The sequence below is a fragment of the Gluconobacter sp. genome, from assembly GCF_047723935.1.
Classification (GTDB): Bacteria; Pseudomonadota; Alphaproteobacteria; order Acetobacterales; family Acetobacteraceae; genus Gluconobacter.
In genome coordinates, this window is the sequence record NZ_JBDOBO010000001.1 from 75373 (window position 1) to 95129 (window position 19757).

General features: G+C 58.0%; 22 protein-coding genes. 5 read left to right on the plus strand and 17 right to left on the minus strand.

Annotated elements, in window-relative coordinates:
- Positions 1–158: 158 nt before the first annotated feature.
- From ABF979_RS00335 to ABF979_RS00350, 4 genes are all read right to left on the minus strand, one after another.
- Entirely contained in the window at positions 159–1571 is a 1413-nt protein-coding gene (locus ABF979_RS00335) for a sugar porter family MFS transporter (protein ID WP_415557288.1), read from the minus strand.
- Positions 1572–1757: 186 nt separating this feature from the next.
- Complete coding sequence (der, locus tag ABF979_RS00340) at positions 1758–3149, minus strand: ribosome biogenesis GTPase Der (RefSeq protein ID WP_215748816.1); 1392 nt, start codon at positions 3147–3149, stop codon at positions 1758–1760.
- A gap of 4 nt (positions 3150–3153) precedes the next feature.
- Positions 3154–4548 (minus strand): PQQ-binding-like beta-propeller repeat protein, encoded by a 1395-nt coding sequence (locus ABF979_RS00345; protein WP_415557289.1) that lies wholly within the window; start codon positions 4546–4548, stop codon positions 3154–3156.
- Positions 4548–5273 (minus strand): tetratricopeptide repeat protein, encoded by a 726-nt coding sequence (locus ABF979_RS00350; RefSeq protein WP_415557290.1) that lies wholly within the window; start codon positions 5271–5273, stop codon positions 4548–4550. The genes ABF979_RS00345 and ABF979_RS00350 overlap by 1 nt, the downstream gene beginning before the upstream one ends.
- Before the next feature lie 109 nt (positions 5274–5382).
- Here ABF979_RS00350 and ABF979_RS00355 point away from each other — a divergent pair, with 109 nt between their 5' ends.
- Positions 5383–5685 (plus strand): hypothetical protein, encoded by a 303-nt coding sequence (locus ABF979_RS00355; protein ID WP_202206633.1) that lies wholly within the window; start codon positions 5383–5385, stop codon positions 5683–5685.
- A 7-nt stretch (positions 5686–5692) separates the two neighbouring features.
- Here the strand turns inward: ABF979_RS00355 and ABF979_RS00360 are convergent, their stop codons facing one another.
- The 12 genes from ABF979_RS00360 to ABF979_RS00415 are packed head-to-tail and all read right to left on the minus strand — an operon-like array spanning position 5693 to position 16007.
- Entirely contained in the window at positions 5693–6073 is a 381-nt protein-coding gene (locus tag ABF979_RS00360) for a hypothetical protein (protein ID WP_202206632.1), read from the minus strand.
- 45 nt (positions 6074–6118) lie between these two features.
- The gene (locus ABF979_RS00365) at positions 6119–7438 is read right to left on the minus strand and encodes a dihydroorotase (RefSeq protein WP_215748819.1); all 1320 of its coding nucleotides are present in this window, start codon (positions 7436–7438) and stop codon (positions 6119–6121) included.
- 33 nt (positions 7439–7471) lie between these two features.
- Positions 7472–9232 (minus strand): asparagine synthase (glutamine-hydrolyzing), encoded by a 1761-nt coding sequence (asnB, locus tag ABF979_RS00370; protein WP_415557292.1) that lies wholly within the window; start codon positions 9230–9232, stop codon positions 7472–7474.
- Complete coding sequence (locus tag ABF979_RS00375; RefSeq protein ID WP_415557293.1) at positions 9232–10308, minus strand: glycosyltransferase; 1077 nt, start codon at positions 10306–10308, stop codon at positions 9232–9234. The genes asnB and ABF979_RS00375 overlap by 1 nt, the downstream gene beginning before the upstream one ends.
- A 37-nt stretch (positions 10309–10345) precedes the next feature.
- Complete coding sequence (locus tag ABF979_RS00380) at positions 10346–11254, minus strand: glycosyltransferase family 9 protein (protein ID WP_415557533.1); 909 nt, start codon at positions 11252–11254, stop codon at positions 10346–10348.
- Positions 11254–11940 (minus strand): DNA polymerase III subunit epsilon, encoded by a 687-nt coding sequence (dnaQ, locus tag ABF979_RS00385; RefSeq protein WP_415557294.1) that lies wholly within the window; start codon positions 11938–11940, stop codon positions 11254–11256. The genes ABF979_RS00380 and dnaQ overlap by 1 nt, the downstream gene beginning before the upstream one ends.
- Positions 11937–12542, minus strand: a complete 606-nt coding sequence (gene coaE / locus ABF979_RS00390) for a dephospho-CoA kinase (RefSeq protein ID WP_415557295.1) — start codon at positions 12540–12542, stop codon at positions 11937–11939. The genes dnaQ and coaE overlap by 4 nt, the downstream gene beginning before the upstream one ends.
- A 3-nt stretch (positions 12543–12545) precedes the next feature.
- A complete protein-coding gene (locus ABF979_RS00395) occupies positions 12546–13376 on the minus strand; it encodes a shikimate dehydrogenase (protein ID WP_415557534.1) in 831 nt (276 codons plus the stop codon).
- On the minus strand, positions 13373–14137 hold the full coding sequence (locus ABF979_RS00400; RefSeq protein WP_415557296.1) for an N-formylglutamate amidohydrolase: 765 nt from the start codon (positions 14135–14137) through the stop codon (positions 13373–13375). Before ABF979_RS00400 ends, ABF979_RS00395 begins: the two co-directional genes overlap by 4 nt.
- A 15-nt stretch (positions 14138–14152) precedes the next feature.
- The gene (locus ABF979_RS00405; RefSeq protein WP_415557297.1) at positions 14153–14788 is read right to left on the minus strand and encodes a TlpA disulfide reductase family protein; all 636 of its coding nucleotides are present in this window, start codon (positions 14786–14788) and stop codon (positions 14153–14155) included.
- A gap of 34 nt (positions 14789–14822) precedes the next feature.
- Positions 14823–15392, minus strand: a complete 570-nt coding sequence (locus tag ABF979_RS00410) for a TlpA disulfide reductase family protein (protein WP_415557298.1) — start codon at positions 15390–15392, stop codon at positions 14823–14825.
- Between the two features lie 39 nt (positions 15393–15431).
- A complete protein-coding gene (locus ABF979_RS00415; RefSeq protein WP_211500120.1) occupies positions 15432–16007 on the minus strand; it encodes a TlpA disulfide reductase family protein in 576 nt (191 codons plus the stop codon).
- A gap of 15 nt (positions 16008–16022) precedes the next feature.
- Here ABF979_RS00415 and argH point away from each other — a divergent pair, with 15 nt between their 5' ends.
- Both argH and lptM read left to right on the plus strand, forming a co-directional pair.
- Positions 16023–17468, plus strand: a complete 1446-nt coding sequence (gene argH, locus ABF979_RS00420) for an argininosuccinate lyase (protein WP_046899611.1) — start codon at positions 16023–16025, stop codon at positions 17466–17468.
- Positions 17465–17602, plus strand: a complete 138-nt coding sequence (gene lptM, locus ABF979_RS00425; protein WP_202206623.1) for an LPS translocon maturation chaperone LptM — start codon at positions 17465–17467, stop codon at positions 17600–17602. The genes argH and lptM overlap by 4 nt, the downstream gene beginning before the upstream one ends.
- A 65-nt stretch (positions 17603–17667) precedes the next feature.
- Here lptM and gluQRS read toward each other — a convergent pair whose 3' ends face one another.
- A complete protein-coding gene (gene gluQRS, locus ABF979_RS00430) occupies positions 17668–18501 on the minus strand; it encodes a tRNA glutamyl-Q(34) synthetase GluQRS (protein WP_415557299.1) in 834 nt (277 codons plus the stop codon).
- 151 nt (positions 18502–18652) lie between these two features.
- Here gluQRS and ABF979_RS00435 point away from each other — a divergent pair, with 151 nt between their 5' ends.
- Together ABF979_RS00435 and ABF979_RS00440 are read left to right on the plus strand one after the other, a co-directional pair.
- On the plus strand, positions 18653–19216 hold the full coding sequence (locus ABF979_RS00435) for an HNH endonuclease (RefSeq protein ID WP_046899613.1): 564 nt from the start codon (positions 18653–18655) through the stop codon (positions 19214–19216).
- Positions 19217–19258: 42 nt separating this feature from the next.
- Positions 19259–19708, plus strand: a complete 450-nt coding sequence (locus ABF979_RS00440) for a CHRD domain-containing protein (RefSeq protein WP_202206621.1) — start codon at positions 19259–19261, stop codon at positions 19706–19708.
- The last annotated feature ends 49 nt before the right edge of the window (positions 19709–19757 follow it).

The window sequence follows — 19757 nt, forward strand, 5'->3', positions numbered from 1 at the left end:
CCCCCCCGGTGGCATCGGGCTAACCCCCCCCCGCCCACCCCCCCCCCCCCACCCCGGCCTCAAAGCGTGTGGCCCCGGGGGCCCCCTTGGAGCCCAGCGTGCCGTTGAGGGTCGACGCCGAGATCACTCTCATCCGCCGCCTTGGCTTTCATCACGATTTAACGTCCCAGATTTCTAAGTTTCTTGCCCGAAAACAGATTGGCCTCAATCGTCTCCAAAGAAACACCTTTTGTTTCCGGAACCATCATGAGCGTGACGAGAACAAAAAGTCCATTGAACGCTGCAAACATAATGAATGTTGATGCTGCCCCCATAGCCACCATGATCATGGGGAAGGTCTTGGAAATGGCCCAGTTTGCAGCCCAGTTCGTAACCGTTGAGCAGCCAATTCCAAAATCACGTCCGCGCGTTGGCTGAACTTCGGAACACAGCGTCCAGACCAGCGGCCCCTCTCCGATTGCGAATCCAGCGACGAACAACAGAACAAATCCACACAGTGCAATCTGTGCCTCAATGCTTGAGGCCCCGACCGCCAGCAATGCGCCCACGCCAAGGAGCGCAAACCCTGCAATTGCACAGCTTAGAATGAGCAGCGGACGACGCCCCCACTTGTCCACGCAGGCAATGGCAACACCCGTCAGGATCATGTTCGTCAGACCAACGAGTGTCGTGGCCCAGATGGACGCGTTAACCCCGAAATGAGCGGCCTGAAAGACCCGTGGCGCGTAATACAGCAGTGCATTGATACCCGTGAGCTGCTGCATGACCTGCAGAAGCATTCCGAGATAGACAGAGCGCCGAAAGTTGGGATTGCTCCGGAAAAGGCCAAAGCCAGCGTCGCTGCTTTTGTGAAGACGCGCCTGAATATCGGCGAGTTCAGCTTCTGCCACTTCTTCGTCAGATCGAAGACTATTGAGCACACGACGCGCATGGTCCTTGCGTCCCTGCATCATCAGCCAACGCGGGCTGTGCGGCAGAATCAGAACAATGCCTAGGAACAGTGTGGCAGGAACGGCCATGATCCCCAGCATCCAGCGCCAATGCTGACCTGTTGCCAGCAGACTGTCAGACACAAAGGCCAGGAAAATCCCGAGCGTGACCATAAGCTGATAGAATGAAATCATGGACCCACGGGCAGATTCCACCGTGATTTCAGAGATGTAGAGAGGAGCGGCGAACGCAGCCAAGCCCACAGCAAGCCCCAGAAAAACGCGCCCGATAATCAGCACCAGAGCCGAAGGCGCCAGCGCGCACAGTAATGTTCCCACAAGAAACAGAACCGCAGCCACAAGCATGGCTCCTGTCCGGCCATAACGGCTGGAGATCCGACCGGCGACAAGAGAGCCGAACGCCGCCCCCGCCATCATCGAGGATACGATCCAACCCTGCAGGGCATCACTCGCATGGAAATCTGTAGCGATAAAGGGCAAGGCGCCAGCAACAACGCCGGTATCGAGACCGAACATCAGACCAGCGAGAGCGGCCATGATACCCAATGCCGTGGCGCGCGCCGTGCTGCGTTGAGGCTCTCCAGAGGAGCCTTCACTGCGAACCGCAGCAATCCCGACCATAATCTGTAATCCTCATCTCTAACTCAGGCCTGACGTAGGGCTTGGCGGCCTTTCTAGGGCCGAACACTATGCACCGCCATAGGCTGACGAAGGATTAGGTATACGAAAATGGGGAGTTTTGCAGTCCTGTGAGAAGATTTTGTTCCGCTATGCGTTCATTGCATAACGGAACAAAAAAAACGGCTCTTACTTGTCCGCGTAAGGATTTGTCGTCCCGCGAAGCTGGATGCGAATGGGCACGCCAGGCATATGAAATGTCTCGCGCAGCCCGTTTACCAGATAGCGCTTGTACGCATCAGGCAGCATTTCTGCTCGGGTACCGAAAAGAATGAATGTCGGCGGACGAGCCTTCACCTGCGTCATATAACGCAGCTTGAGGCGGCGTCCATCAACCAGAGGCGGCTGATGACGGTCCAACATTGCTTCGAACCAACGGTTCAGCTCACCCGTCGTGACGCGCGAATTCCAGACTTCATAGGCCTTACGCACCGCCGGAAGAAGGCGATTAACGCCTGCCCCGGTCAACGCCGAGAACGTGACGACCGGGATGCCACGAACCTGAGCAAGAGACGTCTCGATCCGGTCTGAAATGGCCTGACGTGTAGCAACGCGGTCTTCAACAGCGTCCCACTTATTGAGAGCCAGCACACAGGCGCGGCCTTCCTTCTCAATCAGACGGGCAATTTGAAGATCCTGCTCGTGCACACCCAGTGTGGCATCGATCGTCAGCACGACGACTTCTGCCATTTTCAGCGCTTCGATAGAGGCGGAAACAGACATGCGCTCGAGGTGCTGCTCAACGCGGGCACGCTTACGCATCCCTGCCGTATCGACAAGCTTGATCGGACCGTGTTCGTCATGCAGATCGACGGAAATCGAATCGCGGGTCAGACCGGCTTCGGGGCCGGTGATCATCCGCTCTTCACCGAGAAGGCAATTCAGAAGCGTGGATTTGCCTGCATTCGGGCGCCCAACAATCGCCAGATGAAGTGGGCCAGCCGGACGTTCTTCAGGCTCTTCACCCTCTTCCGGCTCCTCGTCACGGCGACGACGGCGCTCCTGCTTCGGCGCACCGGGAAGACGATCGACGATCTCTCCCATGAGGTCACTAATGCCCTCACCATGCTCGGCAGACAGCGCCAGAGGCGTGCCCAAACCCAGCGAGTAGGCTTCAAGTGCGGAATTGGTCCCAGCCTGACCTTCTGCCTTATTGGCAATCAGCAGAACCGGACGGTTCTGGCGACGCAGCCAATTGGCAAAATGAGCGTCGGTCGGCGTAATGCCAGCACGCGCGTCGATACAGAAAAGCACCAGATCTGCCATGGACACGGCAGATTCAGATGATGCACGCATACGGCCGAACAGTGTGTCCGGCGCAGCTTCTTCGAGGCCCGCCGTATCAATCACACGGATGCGGCGACCGCGCATGAGGGCTTCGCCCTCCTTGCGGTCACGCGTCACACCGGGCTGATCGGAGACGAGCGCCTGACGACGCCCGACAAGCCGGTTGAAAAGAGTGGATTTCCCGACATTCGGGCGCCCGGCAATAACAACTACGGGCAGATTCTCAGAGGTCATTCGTTCAGCCATAGGCCCGCAGAACAGCATCCTGGGACAGCGTCAGAACCAGACCGTCACAGACGATCGGCTGAACCTGGCATGGAGCCGTGGTTTTACGGGTCGATTCAATTTTGCCAGTTACGGCATCAACAATCACCATGCCTTCCTGCGGCAGGGTAGAGAAACAGACCAGCTTGCCGTTTACGAGCAGAGGACCAACCCACTGGATGGCATCCTTCTGCACTTCCTGGCGGCGGAAACGGCGAAGCTGGGCAATCCAGCGCACATGCCCGGACAAACGGTCCAGACAGGCGAGCTGCTGATCGGTAGACAGCACAAACAGCCAGTCCCCACAGATTGTCAGAGGCGTCTGGCCACTGACTTCACGCTCCCATAAACGACGTCCGGAGCGCATATCCACGGCAACAAGAACGTTGGACATGGAAATGGCATATGCCGTGCCATCCTTGATGACCGGAGCCCCGCGGATGCAGGAGAAATCCAGCATGGCGCCCATACCGTTGGCACCGCCAAGGCTATCGCTCCACACCATTTCACCGGAAGCCGCACGCAGGGCTACGAGGTCACCACTGCCGAAGCCTGCCAGAACCACACCATCTACGATAGCCGGAGCAGCCTGCCCGAAGATGACGGTGTCCGCACCCGTTGCCTGGTATGTCCAGACCTGTCGGCCCGTGGCAGCCTCAAGTGCGTAAAGACGCTCGTCAATTGTCCCGAAAACAACAAGACCATCAGCAATCGTGGGAGCAGATCGACCGGGTGTGCCGAGATCGACAGTCCACTTGATCTTGCCACTGGCAGCATCGACGGCCAATGCCTGCGCAACGCCATCCACAATGTAGAGGGTCTCTCCATCAAGTGCGACGCCGCCACCAATATTGGTAGAACGGGACTTTCGGGGAGCAGGCTGATGAGACCAGAGCTGCTTCATGCCTGGCCACGTCCACGCCTTCACCACGCCCTGTGCATCCGTGGTGAAAATCCGACCATTTCCGATCACCGGAGGGGACTGAATGGCCCCGCGGCTGTTCGGCATGATCGCCACCATGGACAGGAAGCTCGTCGGGTTCACCTCGGCGCCGATGGAACGGCTCCACTTGAGGTTAGACCCACTCCAGACAGCATTGACCGCAACATGGTCCGGCGTGCGGTCAGGCTGAAGCCATTCCGTCACGGACTGCGGTGCAGACAGTGTGATGGGCGTATGATCGTCGGGATCAACGGTCAGACCCGCACCAGTGGAAAGCACGTCAACGCGATGGCCAGCCAACATGGGCTTCTCATCATCGTTGAACAGACTGCATCCGCCCATCGCGGTCAGAGCGGCGCCAGAACAGGCAACACGGAGCATCGAACGGCGGTTCATGGACGCAGAAAAACGGTCAGGACGGCGCATTAACCAGCGTCTCCAAAGGTTTCGAGAAGGGCCTGTGCCCGTGCACGAGCCCCTTCAGGTGCAGATACACTTCCAACAATCTGCGTCAGAAGGCGGCGAGCCTCTTTCTGCTGGTCAGCCGTTGCGTTTGGACGGAGATCCAAAGCGACGAGACCTTCCTGGGCCAGAGCTGACCAGGCGCCACCATTCTGTGCAAGCGCTTCATAGCCGGGACGTAACGTCTTCGGGTCTGCCGTATTGGTCTGAGCATTCAGAACCATGTAACGCGCCATATCCTTCAGGGCAGGCTCGGCGACAGAATCGGAAGAGACACTGTTCCAGGCCTTCAAAGCAGAGGCCAGATCGTGATCCTGCATCTTCAGATCTGCCAGACGCAGGGCGGCATAAGACCGCACGCCAACAGGCCCATGATCTGCCAAATCCTGAAAAGCGGCTTCGGCTTTCTGTGTGACAGCCTTGTCGTGCTTGGGATCAGCCAGCGTCTCCAATGTATTGAAATACTGGGCTGATGCAGCCTGCTGGGCCTGCTTCCGGGCGTGATTCTGCCACTCCCAGACACCGCCGCCAATCGCTCCCACGACGACGACACCTGCCACAACAGCACCCCATCGGCGCGCAGCTGCCCGTAGGCGCTGAAGCCGAATTTCTTCGTTCACCTCTGTGATGAAATCGTCCGCCACCTGGTCCCCTGCTGGATCGGTCTTGTAAAGTTCTTGCGGAACCATACAGGCGCCGCACGTTTGCGGCAAACGCTTCGCTTGAGAAGCTGTTACCAAAAGAAACCGGCCACCAATTTAGGGGTTCCTTAACCCCTGCCGGATAATGCTGCCGGACATGAAAAACCCAGCTTTGCTTCTATTGTCAGTTCTAGTCTTTTGCGCGCTCGCCGGGTGCGCGCCGGACCGGATTGCCTCTGCCATCACCGGAAAAGACTGCAATACAGCCTATCTTTATGATGACGAAAGCTTTTGCTCCCGTCCGGTTGGGCCACCCCCGCCCCAGCCATACTGCACCACCAGTTTTGAGGGCACGGAATGCTGGGCAAGGCCGGACCTGATGCCGAATGTCGCGCGCCAGACCTATGAAGGCCCGACTTCTCTCACGCCACAACAGAATCAGGTGCGGATGGGCCAGTGAAAACCCGTCAGTGATGGCCGAGCTTACGTCCCGCAGCAGTCAACTCAGAGGAAAGCTTCTGAAAGGATCCTGCGATGTGTGTCTGGACGGCAGCACTGGCAGAATGAATTCGTGAAATTTTCGCGCTGGCTTCCTGGCTGATGGCAGTCTCTTCACGGTTCGCCTGCCCGGAAACGCATGCATTGTAAGCTCGCGCTTCTTTTTCGTAGGCTGTCACACGGTCCACGCTCTCGTTGTACTGGGCAACGGTCCCGGCCTTCACGACTGGAGATTCCGGCTCGGCACCACATTTTGGTGCACTCCAGCCGGATTCGGCGGCTCCTGCTGTTCCAAATGCAAGCGCAGACAGAAGGGACAGACCGCAGAACGCGGCAACGGGGCGAATCATAAAACTCTCTTTCATGGTCGAAGCGTCGCGCGCCCTACGCCTCGATCAAGGCGCAAATTTGGCAAACCGTCCCGTCGCTTCACCAATCACCTCATCATCCTGCATGACCACCGTTCCACGCACGATGGTTGCCATCGGCCAACCCGTTACATGGGTACCGTCAAATGGTGTCCATCCTGCAGGAGAGACGATCCAGTCGTTGGTGATCTCCCGCTGAGCCTTCATGTCCACAAGCGTGAAATCGGCGTCGAAACCGACAGCCATGCGACCCTTGGTCTGAAGCCCATAGACGCGGGCTGGCCCGGCGGACATCAGATCGACCAGACGTGCCAGAGACAGACGGCCTGCATTCACATGATCAAGCATAACCGGAACAATGGTCTGCACACCTGTCAGACCAGCCGGGCAATTCGGCCATGGGCGTTTCTTTGCGTCCAATGGATGCGGCGCATGATCCGAAGACACAACATCGACACGACCATCCTGGATGGCCTTCCAGCTCGCATCGTAGTGATAGCGATCCCGCAAAGGCGGGTTCATCACGGCAAGGCCACCCAGCTTTTCGTAGCATTCCGGGCCAACCTGCGTGAGGTGATTGACCAAGACTTCAACCGTTGCAACATCCCGGAAATCAGCCATATAGGCGAGCTCTTCCGCTGTAGATGTGTGGAGGATATGAGCAGGACGACCCGTCTTGCGGGCAATCGCCATGATGCGGCGCGTTCCCAGAAACGCACATTCCACATCCCGCCAGACACTATGTGTGGCGTAAGGCTGGCCTTCATGAAACATCGGCTTACGTGCCTGAAGACGGTATTCATCTTCGGAATGAAAACAGACACGACGGTGGCCGGAACGCATGACGGCTTCGATACCTTCGTCGTCCTCGATCATCAGGTTGCCGGTGGAAGACCCAGCGAAAACCTTGATGGCACAAACCCCTGGCTGCTGCTCCAGCATGGCAAGGTCGGGCGTGTTATCACGGGTCGCCCCAATGTACATGCCGACATCAACATGAGCGACCGTGCTGATATGCTCGCGCTTCCAGTCCAGCATCGCCTTGTCCGTCACGCTGGGTGAGGTGTTCGGCATGTCAAAAACCGTTGTGACACCGCCCAGAGCCGCCCCGCGCGTTCCGGTTTCAAGGGTTTCCACCGCGGCATTTCCGGGGTCACGCAGGTGAACATGACTATCGATCAGGCCAGGCAGAACATGCAGCCCCGTCGCATCAATGACCCTGTCAGCCTCATCGTCATGTGAAACGGACAAAGAAGCGATGCGGCCGTTTCGGACACCCAGATCGGCCTCCGCTTCTCCCCATGGGAATACACAGCGGCCACCCCGGATAATCAGATCGTAATGCATAGTCTGTCCTTGTTAGTCTGATGGAAACCGCGCTTAGCAAGTGCGGGAAAGTGTCTCGAAAACATCTCCGTCAGCCGGAATGCCTTCAACATGGTGTCGGAACCACAAAGCGTAGAACAACAGCGTCCAGGCCTGCCGGGCGTGACCGCGCTGTGTCGCTGTTGAGAAAATACGTTCGACCTTTTGGGAGGCCATAATGTCTTGGATGCAGGACTGCTGTGCGACCATCGGACCCAGTCGTTGAGATTGCTTTTCGATCCAGGGGCCAACAGGCACGGTAAAACCCTGCTTTGGAGCAAACGGCTTTGCCTGTGGAAGCGCATCCTGAAGCCACCGGCGCAGGAGCCACTTGCCGTATCCATCCCGCACCTTGAAATGATCCGGCAGAGACCAGACGGCCTTGGCCACAACAGGATCCAGCAGCGGTGTGCGCCCCTCAGCAGAATGCGCCATCAGGCAGCGATCCAACTTGAGCAACAAGTCATTGGGGAGCCATTCCGCAACGTCGAGAGCCTGCACTGCGGGAAGTCCCGTCAAACGCTGGGACAGTTCCATGGCCGCGAGCCCCGCGCGCCACTGACGCGCTTGCCCCGGCACACACCGACCAAATGTACCCGAACGCCAGGGCCCTCTTCCGCCGCGCCACCACGGCTTCATGGCCCGACGATAGCGCCCATATCCGGCAAAGAGCTCATCTCCCCCTTCGCCGCTCAGGATCACAGTGACGTCCTTGCGCGCTTCCTGCGCCAGAAACCACGTTGGGATAATCGCGTAGTCTGCCGCAGGATCATCCATGCAGGCCACAATAGCAGGCAGATGAGACCAGACCATTGCTTCTGTGACGGTCAGAACATGATGATCTGCACCAACCGAAGCCGCCAATGCTGCTGCATCGGCAGATTCGTCCGCTTTTCCAGTGTCAAAGCGCGCCGTCCAGGTCATGGGGCGCGGTAGCCCGAGTTTATGAGCGGCAGCGAGAATGGCAGAACTATCAATTCCGCCCGATAGAAACAGTCCCAGAGGAACATCGGCCCGAAGGTGCGCATGAACACTGTCAGTTAAGGCGGCATCGAGCCTGCGCAGAGCCTGCTCGTCCGTCAGGTCAGCGGGGATGGTTTCCGTGGCTTCCTGCAAAGCGTGGCGGCGACGCGATTCAACGATCCGCCCATCCACAATTCGCAAGGTTTCACCGGGCAACAGGCGCCGTATTCCCGGGAAAACTGTTTTTTGCCCAGTTGTGAACTGAAGCTGGAGCAGCTCATTCCGTGCCTTGCTTCTGACACGCCGGACACCAAAGCCTCCGGCCAGCAAAGCCTGCGCCTCTGAGGCGAAAGCGATCCCACCTTCGTATTCGGCAATATAAAGTGGCTTGATGCCGAACGGATCACGAGACAGCAGCATTTCGTGCTGGCCCTGCTCGTTCTCAACCGCGGCGATGGCATACATGCCGCGCAGTTCGTGCGTGTAGCCAGTTCCATCTCTCAGCCAGAGGTGCAAAGGCGGTTCACAATCGCTCTTGGTCTGGAAACGATCAGCAGGAAACGTACTGCGAATGTCCGGATCGTTGTAGATCTCTCCATTGGCAATCAACGCCGCATTCCCAACCCGGAATGGCTGGGTTCCACCAGCAATATCCACGATGGACAGACGGCGATGCCTCAGCGCGGCGCCCGTAAGATCCAAGCGCCCTTCCCCATCCGGCCCACGATGAAAAATCGCAGCAGACATTCGTTCCAGCGCGGCTTGATCGGGTGCCTTTCCGGGCAGACAGGACAGACCGGCGATTCCACACATCAGGTCAGCCCTCCGTCCAGAAATTCGGACCAGCGGACCATCACAACATCCTGTGCAAACTCGCGCTCGAACCGGGTACGACCATTGTGTCGCAAACGCTGGGCGAGAGCTTTATCTTCCAGAATGTTCCCGATCTGGGCAGAGAAGGCTTCAGCATCCTCAACGGGAGCAAGAAGGCCATCGTCGGTCCCGGAAAGAATTTCCTGAGGACCCTGAATAGCACTTCCGACAACAGGCACCGCTGCTGAAAGACCTTCAATCACGACATTTCCAAGCGGCTCGATCCGCGATGGGCAAACCATAACATCACAGGCCCGCAGCCATGGCCCACTCTCCGCGACCCACCCCGGAAGATGAACACGGTCTGAAAGATTTTCGCTTCGGATCAGTGCTTCCAGCGTCGCACGCTCCGGACCTTCCCCAGCAATGACGAGGTGCACGCCTGGCAGACGGGTCATGGCACGGATCAGAACATCAAACGCCTTGTTTTCATGCAGGCGTCCTAGAGCCAGCACAAACGGAACATCGGGAGGCAGGAAATCCGGTCGTACCGGCGTCACAGCCGCAAAATCCGTCGCAAAATTTGGTAGGTAATGAACGCGATCCGCGGGCCATCCCTCGGCTTTCATCCAATCTGCCAAACCACGCGTATTCCCAATCAGATGCTCGCAGCGCCGATAATTGGACAGATCGTAATATCCGCCCAGACGCCCCGCTGTCCGCCAGGGACCAGTCGGCAGTTTGCGCGCCGCACGGCTCATCCAGGCCACAACGACATCAGGCTGAAACTCATGCAGGTTCCGGAGCAAGTGCGACCGCGTTCTGACATCCAGAGCGCCACCAAATTTGAACGTATGTATGTCGACGCGAGCGGCACGAAGACGATCTTCCCGCGCTGCATCATGGCGAATCAGGGCGCGAACGGAACGCTCATCCTGGGTTTGAGCCATGGAAAGGCGCTCAAAAAATAGTTCCGCCCCGCCGCGTGCCGACCCCGCCATGACATGGGCCACTCTGGCTTTGCGCCCGGAAAAAGACGGCGACACCATAGGCGAAGGCTGGAAAGAAACGCTCATACTTTCTCTATCGGCCATGCGGAGCAGCGCTTCAAGGTCACGTCCTGAAGGTGTTGGCATTTCCTGCCAGAATGGCTTTGGCGACATCCAGAACGGCTTCGACCGTCAGATCCTCCAACGAGGCTTTCCCTTCCGGCCCGGGAGCCGCGATCGCGAACGCTTCAGTGCCCGACGGAGCATATTCGGACATACGGGAGGGCCCAAACAGACCAAGCGTAGGCGTTCCGGCAGCGGCGGCCAGATGCATGAGGCCTGAGTCATTGCCTACAAAGAGCGCACAACGAGCAAGGAGCGCTGCCACCTCTCCGAGAGACCTGTCTCCGCCCAGGTCCAGCGCCTCCGGGAGCGCTTCCAGAACAGGCCTGGCCCGTTCCTTTTCGGCATCTCCGGGCCCATAAAACAGAACAGGTCGCATCCCCTGACGGCACAGGCTTTCAGCAAGCGCGACAAATCGCTCTGGAGGCCAGATTTTGCCATCCCAGTTCGCCGTTGGCCCCAAAGCCAGCCAAGGGCCACCGGCCAGCAGGTCTTCTGCAGTTTTGTCATGCTGGCTGGAGGTCCAGACCCGCGGCATCGGGGTTTTGTGTCGACCAAGCGCGTCACGAAGCTGCTCGATTTTGCGTCCGTCCCGACGTCCCCCTTGGACGATCAACCTTCGACGCGTTCGCAGCGCGAGACTGAGAAGGGAGCCTCGCAGATCCACAATCATAAACCAGCGCGTTCGGACGCATGCAGACCAGAGGTCCAGCCAATGTCGATCGTGGCGGCGTTTTTCAAGAATAATAACCCGCTCACAGCGAGGATCTGGCTCGAACAACCCTGCCGCGACCGGCCCACAGACAACAGTAAATACAGCTGCCGGATAGCGTTTTTGCAGAGCATCCAGCACACCGGTGGAAATAACGGCATCGCCAAGCCTGTTGGACGTGATGAACAGGATCTTCATCAGTCGCGGCGCCACACCGGATCCTTCAGACCATCCACAAAAGCTGTATGAGCCGCCAGCTCTTCTGCATTCGGAAGCGGCATTTTCCGTGGGGTCCGGTTCGCGAGCATATCACCCGCTTCTGCAATACTGCGGCTCCGTGAAGGTCCAGCCAGTCCAAGCCCGCGCTGACGGCCGCCCATCAGTTCGACATACACTTCCGCCAGCAATTTGCAGTCCAGCAGAGCGTTATGAGTTCCGCGCTGGGACAGGTCGATGTTGAAGCGGCGACACAGCGCATCAAGGCTGGCGGGCATACCCGGATATTTTTTGCGCGCCATTTCGACAGTATCGATCGCACGACTGCCGTAATCCAGCGGCGCGCGGCCACATTTTTGCAGTTCGGCGTTCACGAATTTGAAGTCGAAGCGCGCGTTATGCGCGATCATCGGGGCATCGCCGATAAATTCCAGAAATCCGTCTGCGATTTCTGGAAACTTCGGCGCGCCCTCCAGGTCTTCAATCCGAAAACCATGCACCTTCGTGGCCTCGGCCGGAATGTCGCGCTCCGGATGCACCATAACGTGGTAATAATTGGTCGTCGGCAGATCATCGATCAGTTCGATGGCCGCGATTTCGATGATGCGATCGCCCTGATCCGGGTCAAAGCCTGTGGTTTCCGTATCGAACAGGATTGAGCGTTTCATGAAGCCTCGCGCAGACGGTGCAAAAGAGCGCGAACCTGCCGGGCAGCAGATCCGCGGGAAAGGCCGGTTCGTATCACGATGTGTGCCCGGCGTCTGCGTTCATGGTCCGGCATTTGCCGTGCGATAAGGGAACGTGCCTGTGCCTCGCTCATTCTGGCACCCGTTTTCCCGCGCTGATGAATACGGGACAGGCGTGTTGCCATGGGGGCCTCAACCACCACCACTAAATCGCATTTCCGGTCCTCACCGATTTCCATCAGGAGCGGAATATCCAGGACACAGAACGGTTCTTTTCGCGCACGACAGTGACGCAGGAACCTCCCGCGCTCGGCTTTTACAAACGGATGCATGATGGCCTCCAACGCTTGAAGCGCGGGGACATTTCCAACCACAGCCTGACGCAGGGCCATACGATTCAGAACGCCGTCCTGCACTGCAACAGGAAAGACGCGGGCAATCGCGGGGAGCGCCTTTCCTCTTGGCCCCTGGAGGGTCCGCACAACAGCGTCCGCGTCAAAAACCGGCACACCGGCCCGACGAAACAGAGCGGCGACTGTACTTTTCCCCGCCGCCATTCCGCCTGTCAGACCAATGATTTTCATGGGTTAGCGCAGACTTGCAGCCAGCAGATTAAAGGTTGCCTCATCGGCTTCCGGATCTACTCCGAACCAGGATCGAAACCCTGCCCGAGCCTGATGAATCAGCATCCCGAGACCATCAACCGTTTGCAGACCAGCGGCATTTGCCGCCTTCAGAAGCGGTGTCTCCCGCGGAGTATAGACAATATCTGTCACGCACAGGCTGGACCCGGCCTGTCGCAGCATTGCGCTCCAGTCTATGTCGGCTTTGCCGTTCATCCCCAGCGACGTTGCATTGACCAGAAGTGAACAGCCCGGAAGGAGAGACGGCCAGTCATACCACTCGACAGCTTCCCCTCCCTTCAAGGCCTCGACCATCGCTTCGGCGCGCGCCATGGTTCGGTTCGCGACTACAACTTCGCAGCCGCGATCCAGCAGTGCAGCCGCAACAGCGCGCGCTGCGCCTCCAGCCCCAAGGATTAGCGCTCGGCCTGACAAGGTGACGCCATGCGCGGTGAGGTTGTCACAGAAACCCGTGCCGTCAGTGCAGTCACCGATAATCTGACCATTCTCAAAACGCACAGTGTTAACGGCTCCCGCACGCCGGGCGGTATCCGTCATGCTGTCGCAGGCCCGCATCGCGGCTTCCTTGTGCGGAATCGTGACGTTCACGCCCCGAAAACCCGCCGCAGCCAGGCCCTTGAGAGCAGCCTCAAAATGTTCCGGTCGCGTGGGGAGCGGCACATACGCCCCGTTCACATCGTGCACCCTGCACCAGTGATTGTGCAGCATGGGCGAACGGGAATGCTCCACGGGCCATCCCATGACACCAGCAAGTTTTGTGTGTCCGTCAATCATGCAGCCAGTGTCTCCCAGACCTGAGGCAGAAGTCTCGCGAGACGCTCCGCCCATGCACGTTGCCCCTCCTCATCCGCAATAAGGTCCTGTCGAAGTTCAATTTCCAGATAAGGCAACCCGTTTGCTTCTGCATGCCGGGGGACTGTGTATTCGTTGGTATCGGTCAGGACATAAGGCTCGTTGTCTCCAACGCACAGGTCCCCTTCTGCCCGCAGAGTATCGATCATCACACGAGCCATCCGGCTATCTTTGTGATGAAGGATACCGATGTGCCAGGGGCGCCGAACACCCGCCATTTCCCGAGTAAAACTGTGCAGGGCAATCAACGCCGTCGGGCGCGACGTCCGTTCCGCCAGAACCTCGGCAATTGCATCGTGATAGGGATGAAGGATTTCGCGCTCGCGCCGTGCCCGGCAATGAACAGGCGCTTCACTGTTTCCTGGAACGTGGGTCCCATCACTGACATGCGGCATGGATGTCGGGTGACCCGGCGCGCGATTACAATCGATAACCAGCCGGGAATAGACCTGCTCGATCAGGGGAGAGCCCAGCAGGTCACGCAGAAACCGCCCTACCCCGACGATTCCGATGTCCCATGCAATGTGCCGGTGCCAATCCGGTTCCCCGACGCCGAGAAACTCCAATGCTTTGGGAACAGCTTTTCCCGCATGGTCACTCACCAGCACAAACGGTGACGGTTGGGTCTCAGGGAATAGGAGGAACGGTGCCGGATCATCGGCACCCAGCAGAGAAAGGGACATCGACTCTTTACGTTATTAGCCTACGAGGACGGACAAGGTATGGCGGACCGCATCGGCAGACCAGTCCATATTCCCAATGGCCTCAGCGACAACCTCACCCTTGGCGTTCAGCAGAAGGGACCGGGGCACGCCATGCAGCGCCATGACACTTGGCGTAAGATCTTTCAGATCGTCCGGACGTACATGCTTGATAGACGCCACAAGAGCATCCTGATCCGCCGTTTCCATCATTACAGAGGACGTCGGGTCCACGAGAAGCGGCAGGGCGTCGATCTGGTGTGCATCATAAAAAGCGCGGACCTTGGGCACCGTACTGCCGCGCACGGCTGCCGTCACAATCTGTGGCCCATCTGCACCCAGAGCCTTGGCCGTCGCGTTCACGGACGGAAGTTCACGGATGCATGGCGGGCACCAGGTCGCCCAGAAGTGCAGAACGAAGGGCTTGCCGAACCAATGCGACAAAGGGACTTCCTGCCCCTGCTCATTCTGGAAAGAGAGCACTGGCAGAGCACGAGGCTTGGCCAGAACGCCGAATGAATTCGGGACAAAAGGTATGCCTTTGTCTTCAGCAGAAGCACTGAAAACACGGGAAGAAGCGAGCAGTCCGGCGGCTCCTGCAAGCGCGGCACGGCGGGTCAAAGAAAAAGTCATTAGTGAAATTCCTGGTGTCGTCAGAAAATTAAAATCAGATTCCGGCAAGAACGTCGTGCAATTGACGCGCGGCATCAGGGGCGGACCAGTTCACACCACCTTCGGCCGCAGCCCGCAGATGACCTGACGAATCAATCAGGTATGTGACTGGAATGGCGACGTCTGATGTCTTCAACCATGCCTTGTAAGCAGCTTTGTCCATCGTCCACGCCGGGATGTGCTTCAGGGCCGCCGCATCCAGAAATGACGCAACCTTTTCCGGTGTGGCACTGGCTACAGCAGCGGGAATGATGGGACAGTCTGTCCCCAGGGAAGCACAGAAAGCGTCGAGCTTTGGAAGCTCCTGTTTGCAAGGACCACACCACGTTGCCCACACATGCAGCAGGAACGGCTTACCTCGCATCGAGGCAAGCGATTGCGTTGCCCCTGCTGGGCCAATCAGTTGCAGCGCTACGGGCTCAAGCTGCGGCTTACCCGGCGCCAAACTCCTGACCGAACGAAGATTTTCCTCCTTTCCAGCCCATGCGGCGCCAGACAGGCCGGCAGCCACGCTTAAACCGCCTACGCCCGCAATAAATCCACGCCGACCAATCGTCACTACCATCAAATCACTCGTTCTGCTGTCACTTTCGCCAGAACACCATTACTTTTTCAAAGCTGCAATAACTTTTCTGAACTGCGCCACACTCTCTGGCGCCCCCCAGTCCGTTTCGCCTTCAATCACCGCGCGAAGACGACCCTCTGCATCAATCAGATAAGTAGAAGGAAAGCTCAGCGGCTTGTCACCCAGCCAGCTCTGGAATTCATGAGCATCCGCAGACCACGGATCAATATGAGTCAGATTTTGCGCCTTAAGAAACGCAGCGACGGCATCCGGCCCGTGACTGGCCATAGCGACCGGGACGATAGGGCTGTCGTCTCCAAGCGCCTTCATAAAGGCATCCAGCTGCGGCAGTTCATGCTTGCAGGGCGCGCACCAGGTTGCCCAGACATGCAGAACAAATGGCGTGCCACGCCAGGCGGACAAGGCACGACTGCCGCCCTCCGGCCGCTGGAGCTTCAATTCCAGCGGAGCAAGACGTGCCGCCGCCGGTTCAAGAGACGGAACAATCGGTTTCGGGCGATCTTCAGCACGTGCGGAATTGCGCAGGCTGGCCGCCGCAGCTAGGCTTAGGCCTCCTGAAAGAAGGGTTCGCCGGTCGATCTGCTTCTGTTTCATCCTGTTACGGTTATCATGAAAAACGTTCCTGTCGAAAAAGAAACCGATCCTGCCTCAAGCTTTGAAGGTACGGCTGCCAACCCGCAATGGGGTGGCCGTTTCGCCTCCGGACCGGCTGCGATCATGAGTGAGATCAACGCTTCCATCGGCTTTGATAAAATCCTCTGGCGTCAGGATATCCGCGGCTCTCTCGCACATGCAGCGATGCTTCAGAAGGTCGGCCTGCTGACGGAAACCGAACTTGCGGAAATCCGGCAGGGACTGGGTGATATTGCGCAGGAAATCGGCGAAGGACGCTTCGAGTTCTCCCCGGCCCTCGAAGACATTCACATGAACATCGAGGCACGCCTCTCCGAGCGGATTGGCGAAGCTGGCAAGCGCCTGCACACGGCACGGTCCCGCAATGATCAGGTGGCCACAGATTTCCGCCTGTGGGTGCGTGATGCGATTGACGGCCTCCAGGAACAGACTGCCTCCCTCATGCGCGCCCTTGCGACACGCGCACTGGAACATCACGCGACGCCGATGCCCGGCTTCACGCATCTTCAGGTCGCTCAGCCTGTAACGTTCGGCCATCATCTTCTGGCTTACGTCGAAATGCTCTCTCGTGACCGTGGACGCCTGCGCGATGCACGGGCTCGATTGAACGAATGTCCGCTGGGATCAGCGGCTCTGGCTGGAACGTCCTTCCCGATCGACCGTGCAATGACGGCAGCAGCGCTGGATTTTGATCGCCCGACGGCCAATTCGCTCGACGCCGTTTCAGACCGTGATTTCGCTCTCGAATTCCTGTCGGCCCTTTCTCTTCAGGCCATGCATCTGTCGCGACTGGCTGAAGAAATCGTCATGTGGGCATCCGCTCCTTTCGGATTCGTAACCCTGTCGGACGCGTTCACGACCGGCTCGTCCATCATGCCGCAGAAGCGTAACCCCGACGCGGCTGAGCTGGTGCGCGCCAAGATCGGCCGCATTATGGGGAATTTCGTTGGCCTGCTGACTGTTATGAAGGGGCTGCCGCTGGCCTACGCAAAGGACACGCAGGAAGACAAAGAGCCTGTCTTTGACGCGACAGAAGCCATGACGCTGTCCCTTGCTGCCATGGACGGGATGATCCGGGACCTTAAGCCCAACACGGACCGTATGCGTGAAGTCGCAGGCATGGGCTTCTCCACCGCCACAGATCTGGCGGACTGGCTGGTGCGTGAACTCCGCGTGCCTTTCCGAACGGCTCATCACGTTACAGGCCGTTTGGTCGGCCTGGCTGAACAGAAAGGCTGTGATCTGGCTGATCTCTCCCTTGCCGAAATGCAGGCCGTGGAGCCGGGCATCAATGCAGGGATTTTTGATGTTCTGACGGTTGAATCTTCCCTCGCCTCCCGCACCAGCTTTGGCGGCACGGCTCCGTCCAACGTTCAGCAGCAGGCGCAGGCCTGGCTGAACAAACTTGGAGAGACGACATGAAACGTTTTCTGCTTCTCAGCCTGACACTTCTCGCCCTCAGCACCAGCCTGAGTGCCTGCGGAAAGAAAGGTGCACCACGCCCACCGGGCCCAGACTCTGACGTCACATATCCGCGCACTTATCCTGCGGAGTAACGCTTTTTCTGAGGGATCACTATGTCATGGAGTTGCTTGACCCCGCCGTGGGCCGCTCCATGACTTTAGCTCTCCGCAAGCGCTTCAAGCACGAGCGGATGAGCCAGAATTTGCTCGGGTGTCCACCCCGCAGCGCGCAAAGTGCGAATACCTTCTACCCCATTCCGTTTTGAGAGCTTCTGCCCACTCTCGTCTTTGATAAGAGCATGATGGCGATAATGAGGTTCCGGCCATTTCATCAAACACTGAAGAACACGATGAATGGATGTTGCGTCATACAGATCCTGACCACGCGTGACGCAGTTCACACCTTGTTGGGCATCATCATGCGTGACGCAGAGATGATAGGAAACGCCTGTGTCTCGTCGGGCCAGCACAACGTCTCCAAATTCGTCAGCCCGGCCAGAAATTCTTCCCTCACCCACTTCGTACCAGGACGGCACTTCCTGAAGCTCATCAAGCGCGCGCTCCATGTTCAGACGCCAGGCTGGCACACGCCCGGATATTGACCGGGGGCTCTGAAGACATGCGCCCGGATAAACAATGCTTCCGTCTGGAGCACAACGTTCGGAAGCTGCGGCAATCTCGGCGCGCGTACAGAAACAGGGATAGACAAGCCCCCTACTTCTGAGTTCAGACAAAACATGTGCATACTCCGCCAGATGAAGAGATTGCTGACGCACAGTCTCCTGCGGCCATAGCCCCAGCCATTGCAGGTCCTCTTTCAGAGCATCGGTAAAAGCCGACGTGCACCGCGCAGTATCAATATCCTCAATCCGCACGAGAAACCGACCGTCCATTCCGGCGGACGCACGCGCGTGGAGAGCAGAAACGACATGCCCAAGATGCAGGAAACCAGTTGGACTGGGCGCAAAGCGCGTTACGGGAAACTGCGTCATCAAGCTTTCATCAGGGTTTTCTTGCAGTTCATGAAGTTTACTGAAATAGTCATCTCAAAGAAGCCGACGACGCATGTTTATCGGCGTTTGTCTTAAAGTTTTCTACGCCGAAGTTCCCGCATGTGCCGTCCTTCAAAAAAGGAAGCGCGTGGTGCCTGTCAGTAGTCAGCATTTTCCGGCTCTTGTTCTGAATGCGGACTTTCGTCCGCTCTCATACTTTCCGCTGTCGCTATGGTCATGGCAGGAAGCCGTGAAAGCTGTGTTTCTGGACCGGGTATCCGTTCTATCAGAGTACGAAGACGCCGTCGTTCACTCTCCCAGCATGGCCATGCGCCTTCCCAGCGTCATCGCACTGAAAGATTACATTCCTTCAGCACGAAAACCCGCTTTCACACGATTCAATGTCTTCTTGCGGGACAATTTTTCGTGTCAGTACTGCCATGATCGATTGCCAACACATGAACTGACTTTTGATCACGTCATCCCTCGGGCAAAGGGCGGGAAGACAACCTGGCAGAACGTTGTTACCGCCTGCAGCCCCTGCAATCTCCTCAAAGGCTCCCGCCTCCCCAGCGAGATCGGCATGCATCCCCACCGAAAACCTGATCAGCCCAGCAGTCGGCTTCTTCAGGAAAACGGGAGGACCTTCCCACCCCACTATCTTCACGAAAGCTGGCGTGATTATCTGTACTGGAACACTGAACTGGAGACCTGACACCGCGTTCAGTGTCTCCAACTTCTGCAAGGATCACGTTCCATGCGTACAGGTTTCTTCGTTACCGCTCTCGCGCTGGGTCTGTCTGTCACGGCCCTGCCTGCTTCCGCTGAAACGATCCATCTTTTTGGTCCGTTCAAGGGCGAACACGGCGCCACATCCCCGATCAAGGGATCAGCCTCCGCCATGCTGGACACGACAAAGAACACCCTCTCCTACCGCTTTGAAGACAACGGCCTGACAGGTCCGGTCAATGCAATCCATCTGCATGGCCCGGCAGCCGATGGTGAAGATGCAGGCGTGATCGCTCCGATTCCCGGCCCTTATCAGACACGTATGACTGGAACGCTCACCCTGACACCCGATCAGGTGAAGGACGTGCTCGCCGGCAAAAGCTACATCAACCTTCATACTGAGAAATTTCCATCCGGTGAGGCCCGCGCCCAGCTTACAACTGAGCTGACAGGCCATAAGCACCATATGGAACCGTAAGGTCTTTCCAGACCTTAAAAAGGCCTGCTTCGAAGGAAGCAGGCCTTTT

What these genes read in the sequence shown, in the direction of transcription:
- ABF979_RS00335 (WP_415557288.1), bottom strand. Translation starts at nt 1,571, where the DNA reads ATGGTCGGGATTGCTGCGGTTCGCAGTGAAGGCTCCTCTGGAGAGCCT.
- der (WP_215748816.1), bottom strand. Translation starts at nt 3,149, where the DNA reads ATGACCTCTGAGAATCTGCCCGTAGTTGTTATTGCCGGGCGCCCGAAT.
- ABF979_RS00345 (WP_415557289.1), bottom strand. Translation starts at nt 4,548, where the DNA reads ATGCGCCGTCCTGACCGTTTTTCTGCGTCCATGAACCGCCGTTCGATG.
- ABF979_RS00350 (WP_415557290.1), bottom strand. Translation starts at nt 5,273, where the DNA reads ATGGTTCCGCAAGAACTTTACAAGACCGATCCAGCAGGGGACCAGGTG.
- ABF979_RS00355 (WP_202206633.1), top strand. Translation starts at nt 5,383, where the DNA reads ATGAAAAACCCAGCTTTGCTTCTATTGTCAGTTCTAGTCTTTTGCGCG.
- ABF979_RS00360 (WP_202206632.1), bottom strand. Translation starts at nt 6,073, where the DNA reads ATGATTCGCCCCGTTGCCGCGTTCTGCGGTCTGTCCCTTCTGTCTGCG.
- ABF979_RS00365 (WP_215748819.1), bottom strand. Translation starts at nt 7,438, where the DNA reads ATGCATTACGATCTGATTATCCGGGGTGGCCGCTGTGTATTCCCATGG.
- asnB (WP_415557292.1), bottom strand. Translation starts at nt 9,232, where the DNA reads ATGTGTGGAATCGCCGGTCTGTCCTGTCTGCCCGGAAAGGCACCCGAT.
- ABF979_RS00375 (WP_415557293.1), bottom strand. Translation starts at nt 10,308, where the DNA reads ATGAGCGTTTCTTTCCAGCCTTCGCCTATGGTGTCGCCGTCTTTTTCC.
- ABF979_RS00380 (WP_415557533.1), bottom strand. Translation starts at nt 11,254, where the DNA reads ATGAAGATCCTGTTCATCACGTCCAACAGGCTTGGCGATGCCGTTATT.
- dnaQ (WP_415557294.1), bottom strand. Translation starts at nt 11,940, where the DNA reads ATGAAACGCTCAATCCTGTTCGATACGGAAACCACAGGCTTTGACCCG.
- coaE (WP_415557295.1), bottom strand. Translation starts at nt 12,542, where the DNA reads ATGAAAATCATTGGTCTGACAGGCGGAATGGCGGCGGGGAAAAGTACA.
- ABF979_RS00395 (WP_415557534.1), bottom strand. Translation starts at nt 13,376, where the DNA reads ATGATTGACGGACACACAAAACTTGCTGGTGTCATGGGATGGCCCGTG.
- ABF979_RS00400 (WP_415557296.1), bottom strand. Translation starts at nt 14,137, where the DNA reads ATGTCCCTTTCTCTGCTGGGTGCCGATGATCCGGCACCGTTCCTCCTA.
- ABF979_RS00405 (WP_415557297.1), bottom strand. Translation starts at nt 14,788, where the DNA reads ATGACTTTTTCTTTGACCCGCCGTGCCGCGCTTGCAGGAGCCGCCGGA.
- ABF979_RS00410 (WP_415557298.1), bottom strand. Translation starts at nt 15,392, where the DNA reads ATGGTAGTGACGATTGGTCGGCGTGGATTTATTGCGGGCGTAGGCGGT.
- ABF979_RS00415 (WP_211500120.1), bottom strand. Translation starts at nt 16,007, where the DNA reads ATGAAACAGAAGCAGATCGACCGGCGAACCCTTCTTTCAGGAGGCCTA.
- argH (WP_046899611.1), top strand. Translation starts at nt 16,023, where the DNA reads ATGAAAAACGTTCCTGTCGAAAAAGAAACCGATCCTGCCTCAAGCTTT.
- lptM (WP_202206623.1), top strand. Translation starts at nt 17,465, where the DNA reads ATGAAACGTTTTCTGCTTCTCAGCCTGACACTTCTCGCCCTCAGCACC.
- gluQRS (WP_415557299.1), bottom strand. Translation starts at nt 18,501, where the DNA reads ATGACGCAGTTTCCCGTAACGCGCTTTGCGCCCAGTCCAACTGGTTTC.
- ABF979_RS00440 (WP_202206621.1), top strand. Translation starts at nt 19,259, where the DNA reads ATGCGTACAGGTTTCTTCGTTACCGCTCTCGCGCTGGGTCTGTCTGTC.